We start from the raw sequence: 17,467 nt of genomic DNA, 5'->3' as shown, positions 1-17,467 counted from the left end.
TATGACTACAATTCAGGATATAGAATTACTTAAAATTCCGGTTATAGAAGATATAAGCGGCAATTTGGCTTTCATTCAAAATGAGATTTTACCATTTGAATTCAAACGTGTTTATTATCTTTTTGATGTGCCAAGCAGTGCTTTTCGCGGTGGACATTCTCATATTCAGCAACATGAAGTTTTAATCGCTTTAAGCGGAAGTTTTGAAGTGACTTTAAACGACGGAACCAGCAAAAAAAGCTATTTACTGAATAAACCCAATATTGGTTTACATCTCCCAAAAGGGATTTGGAGAGAACTGGAAAACTTTTCTTCCGGCGCTGTTTGTTTGGTTTTTGCTTCGGATGTTTTTGAAGAATCCGATTATATTCGGGATTATGATGCTTTTTTGAATTCAAAAAAATGAAATTGCTTTACATTGTTCCCAAAGTAAAAAATGCTGGCGGAGTTGCCCGGGTTTTGGCAATAAAAGCCAATTATTTTGTAGAGCATTTTAATTATGAAGTTTATATTTTATCTCAAAATAAAGAAAATCAATTATCATTTTATGATTTAAATTCTGAAATTAGATTTAATAATATGATTTTAAAAGGAAATGTTTTTAGCTTTTTTAATTCATTTCGAAAGCAAATAAATCAAAATATTAAAGAAATAAATCCTGATGTAATTTTGGTTGCGGATAATGGTTTAAAAGCTTTTACGATTCCGTTTATAGTTAAAACTAAAACTCCAATCGTATTTGAATGTCACGGATCAAAATTTATTGAAGAGAGTGAAAAAACAAACTTTTTATCGAAAACAATTCAAAAATTAAAATATAGATTTAAGGATTTTAGCGTTAATAAATTTACCAAATTCATTGCTTTATCTGACGAAAGTCTAAAAGAATGGAATGTTTCAAATGGAGCAATAATTCCGAATCCGTCCTGGATAAAAACGGAAATAACATCAGATTTAAAAAATAAAAAAGTAATTGCAATTGCCCGAAATTCATATGAAAAAGGCTTAGATCGATTGCTTTTAATTTGGAAAGAAATAACGATAAAACATCCGGATTGGACTTTAGATATTTATACGGATGATGTGGATTCTTTAAAAAAATCAGCTTTTGATTTAGGAATAAAATCAGGTATAAATTATTTCAATTTTGTTAAAAATATCCAAGACAAATACTTAGAATCTTCAATTTATGTGATGACTTCCAGAACAGAAGGATTTCCGATGGTTTTGCTGGAAGCAATGGCTTCGGGTTTGCCTTGTATTGCATATGATTGCCCGATTGGACCAAGATCGATTATTACCAACGCTGAAAACGGTTTTTTGATTCCGGATGATAATATCGAAATGTTTGTCGATAAACTTTCTTTTTTAATAGAAAATGAAGCAATAAGATTGAAATTTGGTGCTGATGCAAAAGAGACTTCTAAGAATTTTAATATTGATAAAGTGATGCAAGGATGGAAAGTTTTTTTGGAAAGTCTGATCAAAGTTTAGCTTATCCTTCAAGGTTTTCAAAACCTTGCAGGTCTTGAATTGTTTACAGATATTACTAAAATAAAAATTATACTTACAAGGTTTTGAAAACCTTGCAGGAACGGAACTTGAGGCTTTATTGAATTGATTTTAATTCGCAGAAACACCCCAATTTATAAAGGTCAAATAAAAATAAAGAAGGCTTTTTTGAAAGTAAATTTCGTTTGATTTTAGATTCATTTTTTCTGAAAATAAAAGCGGAAAATGGAACTAATCCTAGTTTTTTCAGAAGTTCAAATGAAGTTATAATTTTGCTTTCTTCTTTAGAAATTTTATTCGAATTATAAAGGAATACAAGATTTTCTAAAGCTGTTTTGGTTTTCTTTAAAAATACTTCGGAAGTTTCTAAATTCAGATGAAAAGTTGGATTTTCAATCTGTAAAATTTCAAAATGATTTGCTTTTAAAACGGAGAAAAAACACAGATCTTCATATCCGTATTTTGTAATAGTTTCATCAAAAGGATATTTCACAAAAACGTCTTTTTTGATTAATAAATTAGAAGTTAAAAGGGTTTTTGTTTCTCGTTCCTGACCGTAAATCCAACGTAAAAGTTTCTGATTTTCAGGTTTTTTATCTTCATACATAATTCTTCCAAAAATGATATTATTTCTCAAATCTGAAATGGTATCAATATACTTTTTTATAAAGTTATTTTGGGACGGAAATGTATCACAATCTAAAATCAACAACCAATCGTATTTTGCTTTTTGACCTAACGAATTGATGTTTTTTCCCCTTCCTAAATTGATTTCATTTATAAAAAAGGAACAATTAGAAATAAGGTTAATTTCTTGATTTAAAGTATTTTCTGCGGAATTGGATGCGTCGTCCTGACAAAGAATTTCAAAATTAATTCCAATAAAATTACATTGCTTTACAAGTTCATTAACGAGCGGTAAGGCGTTGTAATTATAAACCGGAATTAAAACAGAAAGCATTACACGCTTCTTTGCACTACTTCAAAAATTCTCTCATCTTCACATTTTAATGTTTTAGACGGGAATTTCATCAACAAAGCATAATCGTGAGTCGCCATGATAACGGTTTTACCATTAGCGTTGATTTTTTTTAATACTTCAAGAACCTCAGAACTTGTTTGAGGATCAAGGTTTCCGGTAGGTTCATCTGCAAGGATAAATTCAGGATCGTTAAGCAAAGCTCTTGCAATGGCAACACGCTGCTGTTCTCCTCCTGAAAGCTGGTGCGGCATTTTGTTTACGAAATCTTTCATACCAACTTTGTCCAGAACTTCATCAATTTTGTGTTCCATTTCGTTTTTTTCAGACCAGCCGGTTGCTTTTAGAACAAAAAGCATATTGTCTTTTACAGAACGGTCCGGAAGCAATTTGAAATCCTGAAATACGATTCCGATTTTACGTCTCAAAAACGGAATTTCACTTTCTTTTAAAGTTGCCAAATCAAACTCAACTATATGACCTTCACCTTCAGTTAAAGGCAAATCACCGTACAAAGTTTTCATGAAACTACTTTTTCCGGAACCTGTTTTTCCAATTATATAGATAAATTCACCGTGTTGAACATCTAAATTAATGTGAGATAAAATTTTTCTTCCTTCTTGATATATAGTTACTTCTTTAAGAGACAGTACGATTTGTGACATAATAAATTGATTTGAATGTAAAAGTAATAAGATAACGCTTGGATTCAAAATAAATTTGAATGATTTCTGAAGAAAATACATTAAAATGCCCAAATGAAATTTTAAACGATATAAGTGATATAAGTTCATTTGAGTAAATTGTGGGTAAAGCTTCTAGCTTATAATAACTTATCTCTCTTATAGCGTTAAATTTACTAGTGCCGGAAGCTGTAAAATAAAAAGAATTTAAAAAAATGTTCATAATAAAAGCCCGAATCGTTTCGTTATAAACGGTATAAAATGATACATTTGAATACTAAATATAATTAAAATGCGTAGACTTTCCTGGTTCTTTTTACTCCATATTGTCCTTTTTTCGACCATAGTTTCGGCACAAAAATCAGCTATTTATACTTACGATTTAAAGGATTTTGACAAAGCGCTGGCTTTATATAATGATAAACAATACGCCTCGGCACAACATATTTTTGAGTATGTAAAAAATAACGCAACGACTGAGGAAGTGCAATCAGATTGTGCTTATTATATCGCCAATTGTGCCATTCGAACCAATCAGCCAAATGCGGATGCTTTGATGGAAAAATTCGTCGATGATTATCCAACAAGTACCAAACAAAACCAGGCTTATATTGAGGTTGCCCAGTTTTTCTTTGAGCAGGGAAATTACCCAAAAGCTTTGCAATGGTTTGATAAAGTGGATGAAAGTTATATGAGTAAATCTGATTCGGATAAGTTTAATTTCCAGAAAGGATACAGTTATTTTACGGCTAAAAAGAAGAAAGAAGCCACTACTTATTTTAATAAAGTGGTGAATTCTCCTGATTTTGGTTCTCAGGCCAAATATTATTTAGGATTTATGGCTTATGAAGGCGATGATTATAAGGAAGCAACCAAATATTTTGATGAAGTTTCAGGCGAGGAAAAATACAAAGAAAAGCTTTCGTATTATCAGGCTGACATGAATTTTAAGCTGGGAAATTTCCAAAAAGCCATTGATTTGGGGCAAACCGCCATGAACAAATCAAATGCTCTTGAAAAATCTGAATTGAATAAAATTATCGGAGAAAGTTATTTCAATTTAAAGCAATACGATAAAGCAATTCCGTTTTTAGAGCAATATGCGGGTAAAAAAGGAAAGTGGAATAATACGGATTTCTATCAATTGGGATATGCTTATTATGAGCAGAAAGAATATGATAAAGCGATTTCTCAATTCAATAAAATCATTGAAGGAAAAGATTTTGTAGCTCAAAATGCGTATTACCATTTAGGTTTGAGTTATTTGAATACGGGCAAAAAACAAGAAGCTTTAAATGCTTTTAAAAATGCTTCTGAAATGGATTTTAATGCACAAATTCAGGAAGATGCCGCTTTAAATTATGCGAAAGTGAGTTATGATATCGGAAATGCTTATCAAACCGTTCCTGCAATTTTACTTGATTTCTTAAAAAAATACCCAAACAATTCAAGCCGATCTGAAATAGAAAAATTATTGGTAGATTCTTATATTTCGACAAAAAATTACAAAGAAGCTTTGGTTTTATTAGAGAAAAACAGATCGCCTGAAAATAAAGCAGCTTACCAAAAAGTGCTTTTTTACAGAGGTTTAGAATTGTATAATGAATCGAATTATCAGGAAGCCGGAAAAATGTTTAAAAGTGCGATCAGCGAACAAAAAACACCTGAGTTTACAGCTCGCTCCACTTTCTGGAAAGCCGAAACGGAATATTTAAATGATGATTTTCAGAATGCATTATTGACCTATAAACAATTTGCAGGTTTGGCTGCTGCCAAAACAACTGACGAATATAAAAACATCAATTATAATATTGGATATACGTATTTTAAACTGAAAGATTACGATCAGGCGGCGAATTCATTTCAGGCGCAAATCGATAATGCTGCGGCAGATAAAGTTCGTTTGAATGATTCGTATTTACGTTTGGGAGATTCGAGATTTGTAAATTCAAAATATACCGCTGCAAACGAAGCTTACGCAAAAGCAATTGAAGGAAAAGGTGTTGATGCTGATTATGCGCAATTTCAAAAAGCGATTTCTTACGGTTTTATGTCTAAAAATGACAAAAAAGTGGATGAGCTGAATAATTTTCTTTTGATGTATAAAAAATCGGAATATCGTGATGATGCTTTATACGAGTTAGGAAATACTTATGTGACGGAGAAAAAGAATGATCTGGCGATTAAAACGTACGATCAGTTAATTTCTGAATATAAAAACGGAGCATTTACTTCAAGATCTATTTTAAAGCAAGGTTTGATTTATTACAACTCAGATCGTGATGATCAGGCTTTGGTTAAATTTAAAAAAGTGGCGGCCGAATTTCCAAAAAGCCCGGAAGCTCTTGAAGCCGTTTCTACAGCAAGATTAATTTATGTTGATTCGGGAAAAGTTGATGAATATGCAACTTGGGTTCGTACGCTTGACTTTGTTTCGGTTACTGATGCTGAATTGGATAATGATACGTATGATGCCGCTTTTAAACAATACAGCCAAAATAACAGCAAACAGGCGATTACAGGTTTTGCGGGTTATGTAAGTAAATTTTCAACAGGATTGCATGCTCTTGAAGCTAATTTTTATCTGGGACAATTGTATTATGCAGAAGGTTCAGAAACGAAATCTGTTGCCAATTATCAATATGTAAGTGCTCAGCCAAGAAATGAATTTACAGAGCAATCTTTAATGAAATTAGCGCAGATTTTCTTAAAAGCAAAAGATTGTGACAAATCGATTCCGGTGTTGAAACGCTTAGATGATGAATCTGATTCGGCCCAAAACAAAAGTTTTGCACAAGCCAATTTGATGAAATGTTATTATGACAAAAAGGATTATGATAATTCAGTAGTTTATGCTGACAAAGTATTGCAAAATGCAAAAGCAGATACAAACGTAAAAGCAGATGCGCAGATTATTGTAGCGCGTGCGGCGATGCAAACCGGCGACGAAGATAAAGCAAAGGCTGCTTATGCTAAATTATCAGCAACATCAAAAGGGGAATTGGCTGCAGAAGCATTGTATTATGATGCGTATTTCAAAACGAAAGAAGGCAAATTTGATGCATCAAATGTGTCCGTTCAAAAACTGGCTAAAAATTATTCGGCTTTTAAATATTACGGAGCGAAGAGTTTGGTTTTAATGGCAAAAAACTTCTACGGATTAAAAGACAGTTATCAGGCCACTTATATTTTGGATAACGTGATCAACAATTTTACCGATTATCCGGACGTGGTCGAAGAAGCTAAAAAAGAATTAGCTGCGATAAAAGCAGAAGAATCTAAAACGAATTCGTCTATTAATAAGTAAGAATAAAGAATAAAGAATATAGAATATAGAAAAATGAAAATAGATATAAGAGCAAAGATTGAAAAGTCTGTTCTCTATATTCTATTCTCTTAAAATCTTTTAAGAAAAATGAGTTTACCTTTTTATATAGTTGATGTTTTTGCTGATAAAAAATATACCGGAAATCAGCTGGCAGTTTTTTTAGAGGCCCAAAATTTAAGTTCGGAAGAAATGCAGCAGATTGCACGCGAGATAAATTTCGCCGAAAGCACATTTATTACCAAACTGGATAGAGAAAATAATAAGGCAGAGATTAAAATATTTACACCATCTCAGGAAATGCAGTTTGCGGGTCATCCTATAATTGGAACTTCATGGGTTTTGATTCATAAAATATTTGAAAATTCGCCTGAGAATATAACATTGAATGTTCCTATTGGGCCAATCCAAATTAATCAGTCAGAAGGTTTGATTTGGCTAAAAGCAGCACAGCCGAAGTTTTGGGATATTTTTTCAAAAGAGGATATTACATTTTTTAGTAACCTGAAAAGTCATGATTTTGAAAATCAATTTCCAATTCAGGAAGTTACAACCGGAAGTGCTTTTGTAATGGTTGGATTAAGCAGTAAAAAAGCACTGGAAAATTTGGTTTTAGATAAAGATAAAACAGATGAATGGCTGAAAAAGAATTGTAAAACATCGCATAGAGCTTTGTATTTTTATTATTTGGAAGGCTCAAAATTGTTTAGTCGAATGTTATGTATTGAACACAATCAATTGATAGAAGATGCAGCAACAGGGAGCGCAAGTACTTGTCTGCAGGCATTTTTGTTAAAATACCATAAACCTGAATTTGAATTGATTAATTATCAGGGAGATTATATAGGTCGTCCGTCTCAGATTTATTTCAAAGGAAAATTAACGGATAATCAGTTTGATATTAAAATTGGCGGAGAAGCGCAATCTGTTGCTAAAGGGGAATGGGAAGCTTAGTTCAGGAAAATAGAACAAAGAAGAAAGATATTAGAAAATAGAATAAAAAAATATAGAGAAAATTCAGAAAAGGAGAGAAGTCTTTCTTCTTTACTCTTTTCTCTTTAAAAGAAGAAATATGAAAATTAATTGCCAGAATAAAATCATCGTTTTACTCGTATTGTTTGTAGTTCAGCTTTCGTTTTCGCAGAAGAAAAATGAAAGCATCGGAACCGAAACGGTAAATGTGGTAAAACCATATTCGCCAACTATTTCAGATGCTTTTAAGGTGAAAGAAACGCCTTCGCTTGACGATACAGGAAATCAGCCAAAAGAAACGATCAAGTATAGTATTTTGTCGGTTCCGGTTGCATCGACTTTTACACCTTCAAAAGGAAATGCACAAGGTGTGGATAAATCTAAAAAAGAAAGATTGTTTAATAATTATGCCACTTTGGGAGTGGGGAATTACGGAACTTTAAATGCTGAGTTGTTTGTAACACAGGATTTAGGAAACAACGATTATGTTGCCGGAATGTTTCGTCACCATTCATCGCAAGGCGGAATTAAAGATGTAAACCTGAATGATGAATTTTATGACACAGCTTTAAATGTTGGTTATGGCGTAAACAATCGCGATATGTCTTGGAATATAGATTTGGGTTACCAAAATCAAGTCTACAATTGGTATGGTTTGCCAGTTGATTTCGGTATGACTTTGCCGGCAGAGCAGCAAGAAGATTTAATAAGAGGAATTAATCCAAACCATTCTTATAACACCATTTCTCTTGGTGGGAATGTAGATTTTACAGAAGGCATTTTTAGTAAAGTAGCTACAAAATTCACGCATTTTTCAGATAGTTTTTCTTCTTCTGAAAATCGTTTTTATCTAAAACCTACTTTCAAAGTAGACGTAATGGATCAATCGATAAACACGAATGTTATTATTGATCACGTAAGCGGTTCTTTTGAAAATAATTATGCACGAGATAATACGGAACCGTTAAAATACAGTTTAACTAATTTTGGAATTGAGCCAAGTTTTGTCATTCATGAAAATGACTGGACATTAGAATTAGGTGCCGGATTGTTTTATGGTTTAGATTCTGAAAACAGCGGAAACAAATTTTATATTTATCCAAAGGTAAATGCTTCGTATAAATTAGTGGGCGATTTAATGATTTTCTACACGGGTGTTTATGGTGCTTTAAACCAGAATTCTTATGCTGATTTTGTAACCGAAAATCCGTTTTTGTCACCAACTTTAAATATGAGACCAACGAGTAATCAGTATACTGTTTTTGCCGGATTAAAAGGTAAATTAGCGAATAATGTAAGTTATAATGTTACGGGTTCATACTTAAACGAAAAAGACAAAGCGTTGTTTAAAAGCAATGATTATACAGAAGATTTTGATAATGAAAATTATGCTTACGGAAACTCATTCGGAGTTGTTTATGATGATGTGAGAACGTTTCGTTTTTACGGAGAATTAAAAGCTGATTTTTCTCAAAACGTTTCTTTTGGAATCAACGGAACTTTTAATAGTTATAAATTTGATGGATTGGAAGCCTGGAATTTACCATCGATGAAAATCAGTTCAAATCTTGATGTAAACATTACAAAACAATGGTACGCAGGTTTAAATGTTTTCTTTGTGGGAGAACGTAAGGATATGCAATCAAATCTGGATTTAGGAACTGATCCGGTTATTGTAACACTAAAAAGTTATTTTGATGCCAATGCACATTTAGGATACAAATACAGCGAACGTTTAACTTTCTTCCTGAAATTGAATAATATCGGAAATCAGGCTTACGAAAAATGGCTGAATTATCCTGTGCAGGGATTCCAGGTTTTAGTGGGAGGAAATTATAAATTCGATTTTTAAAATATATTCGCCACGAAGGCGCTAGGGCACAAAGTCTTTTTAAGTTTTTTAGCCACGAATTCACGAATTAATTTTTAACTAAATTCGTGAATTCGTGGCTAACTTTTTTGGAGCAGCGAAAAAACCTTTGCACCTTTGTAACTTAGAACCTCAGTACCTTAAAAAAAAATGGAATTCAAACAAAAAATACATTCTCATTATTTACAAATGGTTCAGGACCGAATAGATGTTTTCAGGGACATGATTTCGGCTTTGACCGAAGATTCTAAAAACGATGCTAAAGGTTCGGCTGGCGATAAGCACGAAACGGCTTTATCGATGATGCATATTGAGCAGGAAAAACTAACCAATAAACTGAAAGAAGCGATTACTCAAAAAGCTGTTTTAGACAAAATTGATGCTTCAAAAACTACTGAAAATATCATTTCGGGCAGTTTGGTAAAAGCAAACGGAATTCATTTGTATGTAAGTGTAGCGCTTCCTAAAATTTCAATTGATGGTGTAAATGTTATTGCGCTTTCTCCGCAATCTCCTCTTGGTTCTCATTTAATGGGGAATAAAGTTGGATTTACTTTTGAAATTAATAAGACACATTATACTATTGAGAGTGTTTTGTAAGGTTTGATTTTTTGTGTAGTCCCTACGGGACAATTTTATTCCCATGGTTATTTTTTTACCGACATTTAATCTCTACGAGATATACTCCTTTAGGAGTTAAATATCGGTAGAAAAAAGAATGATAACATGATAAAATTGTCCCGTAGGGACTACACGAGATTATGAATAAATAAATTCCATACAATCTTGTCATCCCGAGGAACGAGGGATGACATACTATGTGATAAAAAATATCGACAAAAGTCTACATGTGAAAAATCGTTGCGAGGAACGGATTTTAGTTGAACCACTTTGCGGGACTTCGACTTCGCTCAGTCTGACAATATTGTAGATATCCTTTGCTTTTCAGAATAAAAAACGAAAATAAATCAGTTTCAATCTGCGAAAATCTGCGTGCCATTTCTTCGTTGCTTCCATTAAAACAACAATTTCTGAACAGCTTGTGTCCTTGTCTTTGTGAATCTTTCAACGATTCTTAAATATCATAAAATTTAATTCAAAGATCTCTTTAAAACCTTGTGTTTTGTGCTTTCTTTAAGGCCAAAATTGAAAATTTCAAGTTTGGAGCTTTTTTTTGTGTTAAAATTTTACATTTTATATGTAAAAACAAAATTATGATTTAAAATTATAACTGAAATTACATTTTATGTTTTTCAATTATAACCAATACCGCATCTTTGCCTTATCAAAATAAAATTTAAAAATAAAAATATATAGTTATGTGTGGAATCGTATGTGCCTTTGATCTAAAACAAAAAGCCGAAACCTTAAGACCTCAAGTATTAGAAATGTCTAAAATCATTCGTCACCGTGGACCGGACTGGAGCGGAATTTACAGCAATGATAAAGCAATATTATCTCATGAGCGTTTGGCAATTGTAGATCCAGCTTCAGGAAAACAACCTTTATTTACAGAAGATAAAAAATTAGTTCTGGCTGCAAATGGTGAGATTTATAACCACAGAGAATTGCGTAAACAATTTGAAGGAAAATATAACTTTCAGACTGAAAGTGACTGCGAAGTTATTTTGGCACTTTACAAGGAAAAAGGACCTCATTTTGTAGATGAAATGAACGGAATCTTCGGATTTGCAATTTATGATGTTGAGAAAGATGAGTATTTTATTGCTCGTGACCACATGGGAATTATTCCATTATACATTGGCTGGGATCAAAACGGGACTTTTTACGTTGCTTCTGAATTGAAAGCTTTGGAAGGATATTGTACAAAAATCCAATTGTTTCCTCCGGGACATTATATGACTAGTCAGGATGGCGAATTTGTACAATGGTACAAAAGAGACTGGACAGAATATGATGCTGTAAAAGACAACGAAACAAGTATTCCTGCAATTAAAGAAGCGCTTGAAGCAGCGGTTCACAGACAATTAATGAGTGATGTTCCTTACGGAGTTTTACTTTCAGGAGGTTTAGATTCGTCTATTACTTCGGCTGTAGCCAAAAAATTTGCACAAAAACGTATTGAATCGGATGATACTACAGATGCCTGGTATCCGCAATTACACTCTTTTTCAGTAGGATTGGATGGTTCTCCTGATTTAGCTGCTGCGCAAATTGTAGCAAAACATATCGGAACAATTCACCACGAAATTAAATTCACGATTCAGGAAGGTTTAGATGCGGTTCGTGATGTAATTTATAACTTAGAAACGTATGATGTAACTACGGTAAGAGCTTCAACACCAATGTGGTTAATGGCGAGAGTTATTAAATCAATGGGAATCAAAATGGTGCTTTCTGGTGAAGGTGCAGATGAATTGTTTGGAGGTTATTTATACTTCCACAAAGCGCCAAACGCAAGAGAATTTCACGAAGAAAACGTTCGTAAATTAGGAAAACTTCATATGTACGATTGCTTGCGTGCGAACAAAAGTTTGGCTGCGTGGGGAATTGAAGGTCGTGTGCCTTTCTTAGATAAAGAATTTATGGATGTTGCCATGCGCATCAACCCACAAGATAAAATGATCAACAAAGAACATCCTATGGAAAAATGGGTAGTTCGTAAAGCTTTTGAAGATATGTTGCCGGAAAGTGTGGCATGGAGACAAAAAGAACAATTTTCTGACGGAGTAGGATACAGCTGGATTGATACTTTGAAAGAAGTGGTAGCTAAAGAAGTTTCAGACGAACAATTGGCAAATGCGAAATATAAATTCCCATTGCAAACACCAACTTCTAAGGAAGAATATTATTATCGTTCGATTTTTGCAGAACATTTTCCAAGTGATGCGGCTGCATTATGTGTGCCTCAGGAAGCAAGTGTTGCTTGTAGTACAAAAATCGCTTTGGAGTGGGATGAGGCTTTCAAAAACATGAACGATCCTTCTGGCAGAGCGGTTGCAAGTGTACATGACGACGCTTACGCTAAAGTATAAGAATTATTTAGAATTAGTATATATTTTTTGAAAGACGTTCTCTAACCGGGAGCGTTTTTCGCGTCTTAAAATGTTAAATTATATTATTTCAATCACTTAAATAGAATTTTCGGTAATTATTTAACTTTCTTTTTTATATTTGACATTCCCCAGAAAAGTAAGTTTAATCGTTTGAATTATTATTTTCAAATCAGAAGAATAATAATTCAAGTTTGGTTTTTTTTCAACAAATTATAGATTGTGATGATTTAGACTTTTGTAAGAAGGTTTCACGTCATTAAAAAAATAAATAAAAAAAAGATTAGTATGTCTGGATTATTAGCCGTTATAGGTAAAGGAAAAGACCCGCAACTCGTAAAAGAGCTTTCTAAAAGAATGTTACATCGTGGTCCTGATGAAAATGATTTGCATATTATGGAAAATGGCAGCATTATTAGCCATGAAAGCTTGTCGATTATAGATTTAAAATCTGGGAAACAGCCTATTCAGGGAACTAATAAAGCCTGGATGGTTCATGATGGCGAAATTTACAACTATCAGGAATTAAAAGATGGGATTCTAAAGAATCATACGTTTAGAACAAAATCAGATTCGGAAGTTATTGTGCATTTGTACGAAGAATTTGGAAATGATTTTTGTAATATGCTCGACGGCGATTTTGCTTTTGTAGTTATTGACGGTGATAATTATATTGCCGGCAGAGATCCAATTGGTGTAAAACCTTTGTATTATGGTTTGGATGAAAGAGGAAGAATTTATTTTTCGTCTGAAATGAAACCTATTGCAGATCAGTGCAAAACATTTTCGACTTTTCCTCCGGGACATTATTATACCCCTAAAAAAGGTTTTGTAAAATATTACAGACCTGAATATGAAGATTATGAAAATGCAGATCAGGATCTTGATCTGGACTTAATACGAGAAACATTTATAGCAGCAACCCGTAAGCGTTTGATGAGCGAGGCGCCGCTTGGTGTATTGCTTTCAGGTGGTTTAGATTCATCTTTAATTGCAGCAATTGCTTCCCGAATTTTTTCTGAAAGCGAAAAAAAACTGCAGACATTTTCGATTGGTTTAGATGAAAATGCGCCGGATGCTAAAGCGGCGAGAAAAGCAGCTGAGTTTTTAGGAACGGAACATCACGAAATTCACTTTTCGATTGAAGAAGGAATTGAGCTTTTAGAAAAAATAATTTATCATATCGAAACTTACGATATTATTTCAGTAAGAGCGAGCGTGCCGATGTATTTACTTTCGAAAGCTATAGCCAAAAAAGGTGTGAAAGTTATTCTTTCAGGAGAAGGTGCGGATGAGATTTTTGGTGGTCATTTGTATTTTAGAAATGCGCCATCAACAGAAGAATTTCAAAAAGAAACAATTGAAAGAGTTCAGAAAATATTTACTGCAGATTTGCTGCGTGCCGATAAATCTACAATGGCAAATGGTATTGAAACCAGAGTTCCGTTTTTAGATAAAGATTTTTTGGATGTTACCATTCGCATCAAGCCGGAAGAAAAACAGCCAAAAGCATACAACGGAATTGAAAAATATATTTTACGAAAAGCATTTGAAACTCCTGAAAACCCGTATTTGCCAACTGATATTTTATGGAGACAAAAAGAACAGTTTTCTGATGGAGTTGGCTATAACTGGATTGATGAATTGATTGAATATTGTGCTGCACAGGTTACAGATGAACAATTGGCGGGAGCAGCGGCAGAATTTCCATATAATTCGCCAACTACAAAAGAAGCTTATTTTTACAGATCCATTTTTCATAAATTCTATCCACAAATCAGCGCTGCACAAACCGTTCGAAAATGGATTCCGAAATGGCAGGAAAACCAAGATCCGAGCGGAAGAGCAAATGCAGCTCACTTAGAAGGAAATTTCGAAACAGCAAAATCCGGCGTAGCAGTTTAGGGATAGAAATTCCAATTTTTTAAATTTCAAATTCCAATTTAGTTTTTAAAACTGAATAATAAAATATAAATCCGAAACAACATTTAGAATGTTCGTTTCGGATTTTTTTGTGGTTAAAATTTGAATTGAGGTTTTCCGTAAATTATTAAAACTAAGTTAATTTCGGTTCAATTTGACTAGGAATAATACTATATTTGATTACCAGAAAAATAATTAAGCCAATTAATAATTCAGTAAAATCTATGAGAAACTTATTGCTAAGTGGAGTTTTGTACTGCTCATTTGTCTCTTTGAGTTCAGTTTATGCACAAAAATCTGAAACGCCAAAATACATTACCAATGTTGAAGGCGTAAAAGAATATTCTTTAAATAATGGATTAAAACTTCTTTTGATTCCAGATGCTTCCCAAAGTAATATGGTCGTAAATATTGTTTACAAAGTTGGATCAAGAAATGAGGGTTATGGCGAAAAAGGGATGGCACATTTATTAGAGCACATGCTTTTTAAAAGTACCAAGAATTTAGGCGATATTAAAAAAATGCTTTCTGATAAAGGAGGAAACGCTAACGGAACTACCTGGTTAGACAGGACCAATTATTACGAAGTTTTTCCGTCAAGCGATGAAAATCTAAAATGGAGTATCGAAATGGAAGCGGACAGAATGATAAATTCTACCATTTTGCAGACTGATTTAGAAAAAGAATTTTCTGTAGTACGAAATGAATTTGAAATTGGAGAAAATAATCCGGATGCTGTTTTGCAGGAAAGAATTATTTCAACTGCTTATCTTTGGCACAATTACGGAAATAGTACTATTGGAAGTAAAGAAGATATAGAAAGAGTAAAAGCGAATACACTTAGACTTTTTTATGAAAAATATTACCAGCCTGATAATTCGACTTTAATTATTGCAGGTAAATTTGATGAGCAAAAAGCACTGCAATATGTGGGGCAATATTTTGGAGCTATTCCGAAACCTAAAAGACTTTTAAACCAGACTTATACAATAGAACCGGCACAAGACGGAGAAAAATCTGTAGAACTTAACAGAGCCGGTGACAGCAAAAATATTGGTGCATTATATCATACTGCTGCTTTTGTTGATAAAGATTATGCTGCAATTGATGCTTTAAGCGAAATTTTGACTTCTGATCCATCAGGATATTTGTATAAATCTTTGGTAGAAACACATAAGGCATCCAGCATTTATGCCTGGCAGCCAACGACAAGAGATGCAAGTTTTATGTATTTTGGCGTAGCGGTTCCTAATGATAAGGATATTAAAGCAACGAAGGAATTGGTAAGAACAGAGTTGGATAAAATAGGAACGACTAAATATACCGATGAAGATGTAAGCCGCGCTAAAGCAAAACTTATTAAACAAATTGAAGGTACAAAAAACAATACGATTTCATACGCTATAAATCTGACCGAGAATATTGCGGCCGGTGATTACAAATTGGGATTTTTGTACAGAGATGCAATTGAAAACCTGACGAAAGAAGATGTTCAAAGAGTTGCCGAAAGATATTTTAGAAGCAATAACAGAACAATTGGAATCTTTATTCCGTCGAAAGAGGAACAAAGGGTAAAACCTACAGAATATACAGATGAGCAATTGGCCACTGTAACTAAAGATTACAAAGGAAAAGCTTTGGAAAAAGAAGCGGCTGCATTTGAAGCTTCGATAAAAAATTTAAAGCAAAATTTTGTTGAAGGAAAATTAAGCAACGGTGCAAAATACGGTTTGATCAAAAAAGAAATAAAAGGAGGAAAAGTTCAGGCTAGTTTTCAATTTCCGGTAAGTAATGAAAAAGATTTAACAGGGAAATCAGATACAGGAGGAATTTTGGCTCAGTTGTTAAAAACAGGAACAAAAACCAGAACCAAAGAACAAATTAGTGATCGTCTGGATCAATTAAAATCAAGTATTTATTTTAATTTTTCAAGACAAACTTTAGCGATAAATGTAAATACTTATAAAGAAAGTTTTAAAGAAGTAATGGAGATTCTGAATGATTTGCTTGTTAATGCTACTTTTCCGGAAAATGAATTAACAAAGACAATCAGCGAATATAATACCTATTTAGAATCAAATCTGAATGATCCGCAATCCGTTGCTTTTACAGAACTTTCAAGACAAACAACAAATTATCCTAAAGGCAGTATTTTTTATACACCAACAATTCAGGAACAAATAGATGCATTTAAAAAAATCAAGCAAACTGAAATAGTAGATTTCTATAAAAACATACTTGGTGGAAACAATGGTGTTGGAAGTGTAGTAGGAGATTTGGAAGCAAAATCTACAGTCCAGATTTTAGAAAATACTTTTGGAAAATGGAATTCAAAATCAAAATATGAATTGGCTAAACCTACTTATTTTGAAACAAAAGTATTGGATAAGGATTTTATAACTCCGGATAAAGAAAATGCGGTAGCGATTGGTAGAATTAGTTTTAAAATGACCAGAAGCAGTGCAGATTATCCTGCATTTGTAATGGCTAATGAAATATTAGGAAGCGGAGGTTTCTTAAGCGCAAGAATTCCGATGAGACTTAGAGAAAAAGAGGGAATAAGTTACGGAGCAGGTTCGTTTATTGATGTGCCAATTACAAGCGATGTGGCTTCATGGTCGTATTATGCTTTTTTAAATCCAACTAAAAAGACGGCAGTTGAAACTGCTGCAAAAGAGGAAATTTCAAAAGCATTAAAAGATGGTTTCACGGCAGATGAACTAAAATCAAACTTAGTTAGCTGGCAGAATGAAAGAAAAACAAGACTGGGCACTGATGATACCTTAATGAGTCTTGTGAATACTTATTTGCAATACGGAGTTCCTTTAGAAGATTATGATGACTTAGAAAATAAAGTCAAAGCATTAAAAGTCGAAGAAGTAAATGCTGTTTTGAAAAAATATTTAAGTTTAGATAAAATGACTTCTGTTTATGCGGGAGATTTTAATAAAAAACTATAAAAGAAATTCCAAACTTTTTAAAATTCCAAATTCCAATTTGGAGTTTAAAATTATAAAATAAAGACTTCAAAAACCGAAATGACATTACGATGTTTATTTCGGTTTTTTTGCATAATCAGGTTTTGGAATTTAGAATTTTAAAAATTTGGAATTTAAAATTGATTGTTCCTTTTTTAATTGGCTTTTTTTGACAATATGTTAATAACTTAAACGCTTTAAATCGTATTTT

General features: G+C 33.0%; 11 protein-coding genes. 9 read left to right on the top strand and 2 right to left on the bottom strand.

Annotation, left to right across the window (positions count from 1 at the left end):
• The first annotated feature begins 1 nt into the window (after nucleotide 1).
• Both ACZ0AH_RS16305 and ACZ0AH_RS16300 read left to right on the top strand, forming a co-directional pair.
• Nucleotides 2-406: a sugar 3,4-ketoisomerase gene (locus ACZ0AH_RS16305; protein ID WP_463476854.1), complete on the top strand. Its 405-nt coding sequence runs from the start codon at nucleotides 2-4 to the stop codon at nucleotides 404-406.
• Nucleotides 403-1,494, top strand: coding sequence for a glycosyltransferase family 4 protein (locus ACZ0AH_RS16300; RefSeq protein WP_463476853.1), 1,092 nt, complete (start codon nucleotides 403-405; stop codon nucleotides 1,492-1,494). Before ACZ0AH_RS16305 ends, ACZ0AH_RS16300 begins: the two co-directional genes overlap by 4 nt.
• Nucleotides 1,495-1,609: 115 nt before the next feature.
• Here ACZ0AH_RS16300 and ACZ0AH_RS16295 read toward each other — a convergent pair whose 3' ends face one another.
• Nucleotides 1,610-2,473 carry a glycosyltransferase family 2 protein gene (locus ACZ0AH_RS16295; RefSeq protein ID WP_463476852.1) on the bottom strand — a complete coding sequence of 288 codons (864 nt, stop codon included), beginning with the start codon at nucleotides 2,471-2,473 and terminating at the stop codon, nucleotides 1,610-1,612.
• On the bottom strand, nucleotides 2,473-3,156 hold the full coding sequence (locus ACZ0AH_RS16290; RefSeq protein ID WP_463476851.1) for a cell division ATP-binding protein FtsE: 684 nt from the start codon (nucleotides 3,154-3,156) through the stop codon (nucleotides 2,473-2,475). Before ACZ0AH_RS16290 ends, ACZ0AH_RS16295 begins: the two co-directional genes overlap by 1 nt.
• A gap of 310 nt (nucleotides 3,157-3,466) precedes the next feature.
• Between ACZ0AH_RS16290 and ACZ0AH_RS16285 the strand changes: the two genes are divergently transcribed.
• From ACZ0AH_RS16285 to ACZ0AH_RS16255, 7 genes are all read left to right on the top strand, one after another.
• The gene (locus tag ACZ0AH_RS16285; protein ID WP_463476850.1) at nucleotides 3,467-6,481 is read left to right on the top strand and encodes a tetratricopeptide repeat protein; all 3,015 of its coding nucleotides are present in this window, start codon (nucleotides 3,467-3,469) and stop codon (nucleotides 6,479-6,481) included.
• A gap of 108 nt (nucleotides 6,482-6,589) precedes the next feature.
• The gene (locus ACZ0AH_RS16280; protein ID WP_463476849.1) at nucleotides 6,590-7,453 is read left to right on the top strand and encodes a PhzF family phenazine biosynthesis protein; all 864 of its coding nucleotides are present in this window, start codon (nucleotides 6,590-6,592) and stop codon (nucleotides 7,451-7,453) included.
• A gap of 118 nt (nucleotides 7,454-7,571) precedes the next feature.
• Complete coding sequence (locus tag ACZ0AH_RS16275; protein WP_463476848.1) at nucleotides 7,572-9,323, top strand: TonB-dependent receptor; 1,752 nt, start codon at nucleotides 7,572-7,574, stop codon at nucleotides 9,321-9,323.
• Between the two features lie 168 nt (nucleotides 9,324-9,491).
• Nucleotides 9,492-9,941, top strand: coding sequence for a hypothetical protein (locus tag ACZ0AH_RS16270; RefSeq protein ID WP_463476847.1), 450 nt, complete (start codon nucleotides 9,492-9,494; stop codon nucleotides 9,939-9,941).
• 719 nt (nucleotides 9,942-10,660) lie between these two features.
• Nucleotides 10,661-12,337 (top strand): asparagine synthase B, encoded by a 1,677-nt coding sequence (gene asnB / locus ACZ0AH_RS16265; protein WP_463476846.1) that lies wholly within the window; start codon nucleotides 10,661-10,663, stop codon nucleotides 12,335-12,337.
• Nucleotides 12,338-12,643: 306 nt separating this feature from the next.
• Nucleotides 12,644-14,260: an asparagine synthase B gene (gene asnB / locus ACZ0AH_RS16260; RefSeq protein ID WP_463476845.1), complete on the top strand. Its 1,617-nt coding sequence runs from the start codon at nucleotides 12,644-12,646 to the stop codon at nucleotides 14,258-14,260.
• A gap of 242 nt (nucleotides 14,261-14,502) precedes the next feature.
• A complete protein-coding gene (locus tag ACZ0AH_RS16255; RefSeq protein WP_463476844.1) occupies nucleotides 14,503-17,238 on the top strand; it encodes a M16 family metallopeptidase in 2,736 nt (911 codons plus the stop codon).
• Nucleotides 17,239-17,467 lie beyond the last annotated feature (229 nt).

It is taken from the genome of Flavobacterium sp. AC105, from assembly GCF_979258495.1.
Note: the sequence above shows the minus strand (reverse complement) of the source record. Positions and strands in the feature narration are given on the sequence as shown.

Bases quoted from the DNA above. Each gene is read 5' to 3' on its own strand.
- ACZ0AH_RS16285 (WP_463476850.1), top strand. From the start codon at position 3,467: ATGCGTAGACTTTCCTGGTTCTTTTTACTCCATATTGTCCTTTTTTCG.
- ACZ0AH_RS16280 (WP_463476849.1), top strand. From the start codon at position 6,590: ATGAGTTTACCTTTTTATATAGTTGATGTTTTTGCTGATAAAAAATAT.
- asnB (WP_463476846.1), top strand. From the start codon at position 10,661: ATGTGTGGAATCGTATGTGCCTTTGATCTAAAACAAAAAGCCGAAACC.
- ACZ0AH_RS16300 (WP_463476853.1), top strand. From the start codon at position 403: ATGAAATTGCTTTACATTGTTCCCAAAGTAAAAAATGCTGGCGGAGTT.
- ACZ0AH_RS16295 (WP_463476852.1), bottom strand. From the start codon at position 2,473: ATGCTTTCTGTTTTAATTCCGGTTTATAATTACAACGCCTTACCGCTC.
- ACZ0AH_RS16270 (WP_463476847.1), top strand. From the start codon at position 9,492: ATGGAATTCAAACAAAAAATACATTCTCATTATTTACAAATGGTTCAG.
- ACZ0AH_RS16255 (WP_463476844.1), top strand. From the start codon at position 14,503: ATGAGAAACTTATTGCTAAGTGGAGTTTTGTACTGCTCATTTGTCTCT.
- ACZ0AH_RS16290 (WP_463476851.1), bottom strand. From the start codon at position 3,156: ATGTCACAAATCGTACTGTCTCTTAAAGAAGTAACTATATATCAAGAA.
- asnB (WP_463476845.1), top strand. From the start codon at position 12,644: ATGTCTGGATTATTAGCCGTTATAGGTAAAGGAAAAGACCCGCAACTC.
- ACZ0AH_RS16305 (WP_463476854.1), top strand. From the start codon at position 2: ATGACTACAATTCAGGATATAGAATTACTTAAAATTCCGGTTATAGAA.
- ACZ0AH_RS16275 (WP_463476848.1), top strand. From the start codon at position 7,572: ATGAAAATTAATTGCCAGAATAAAATCATCGTTTTACTCGTATTGTTT.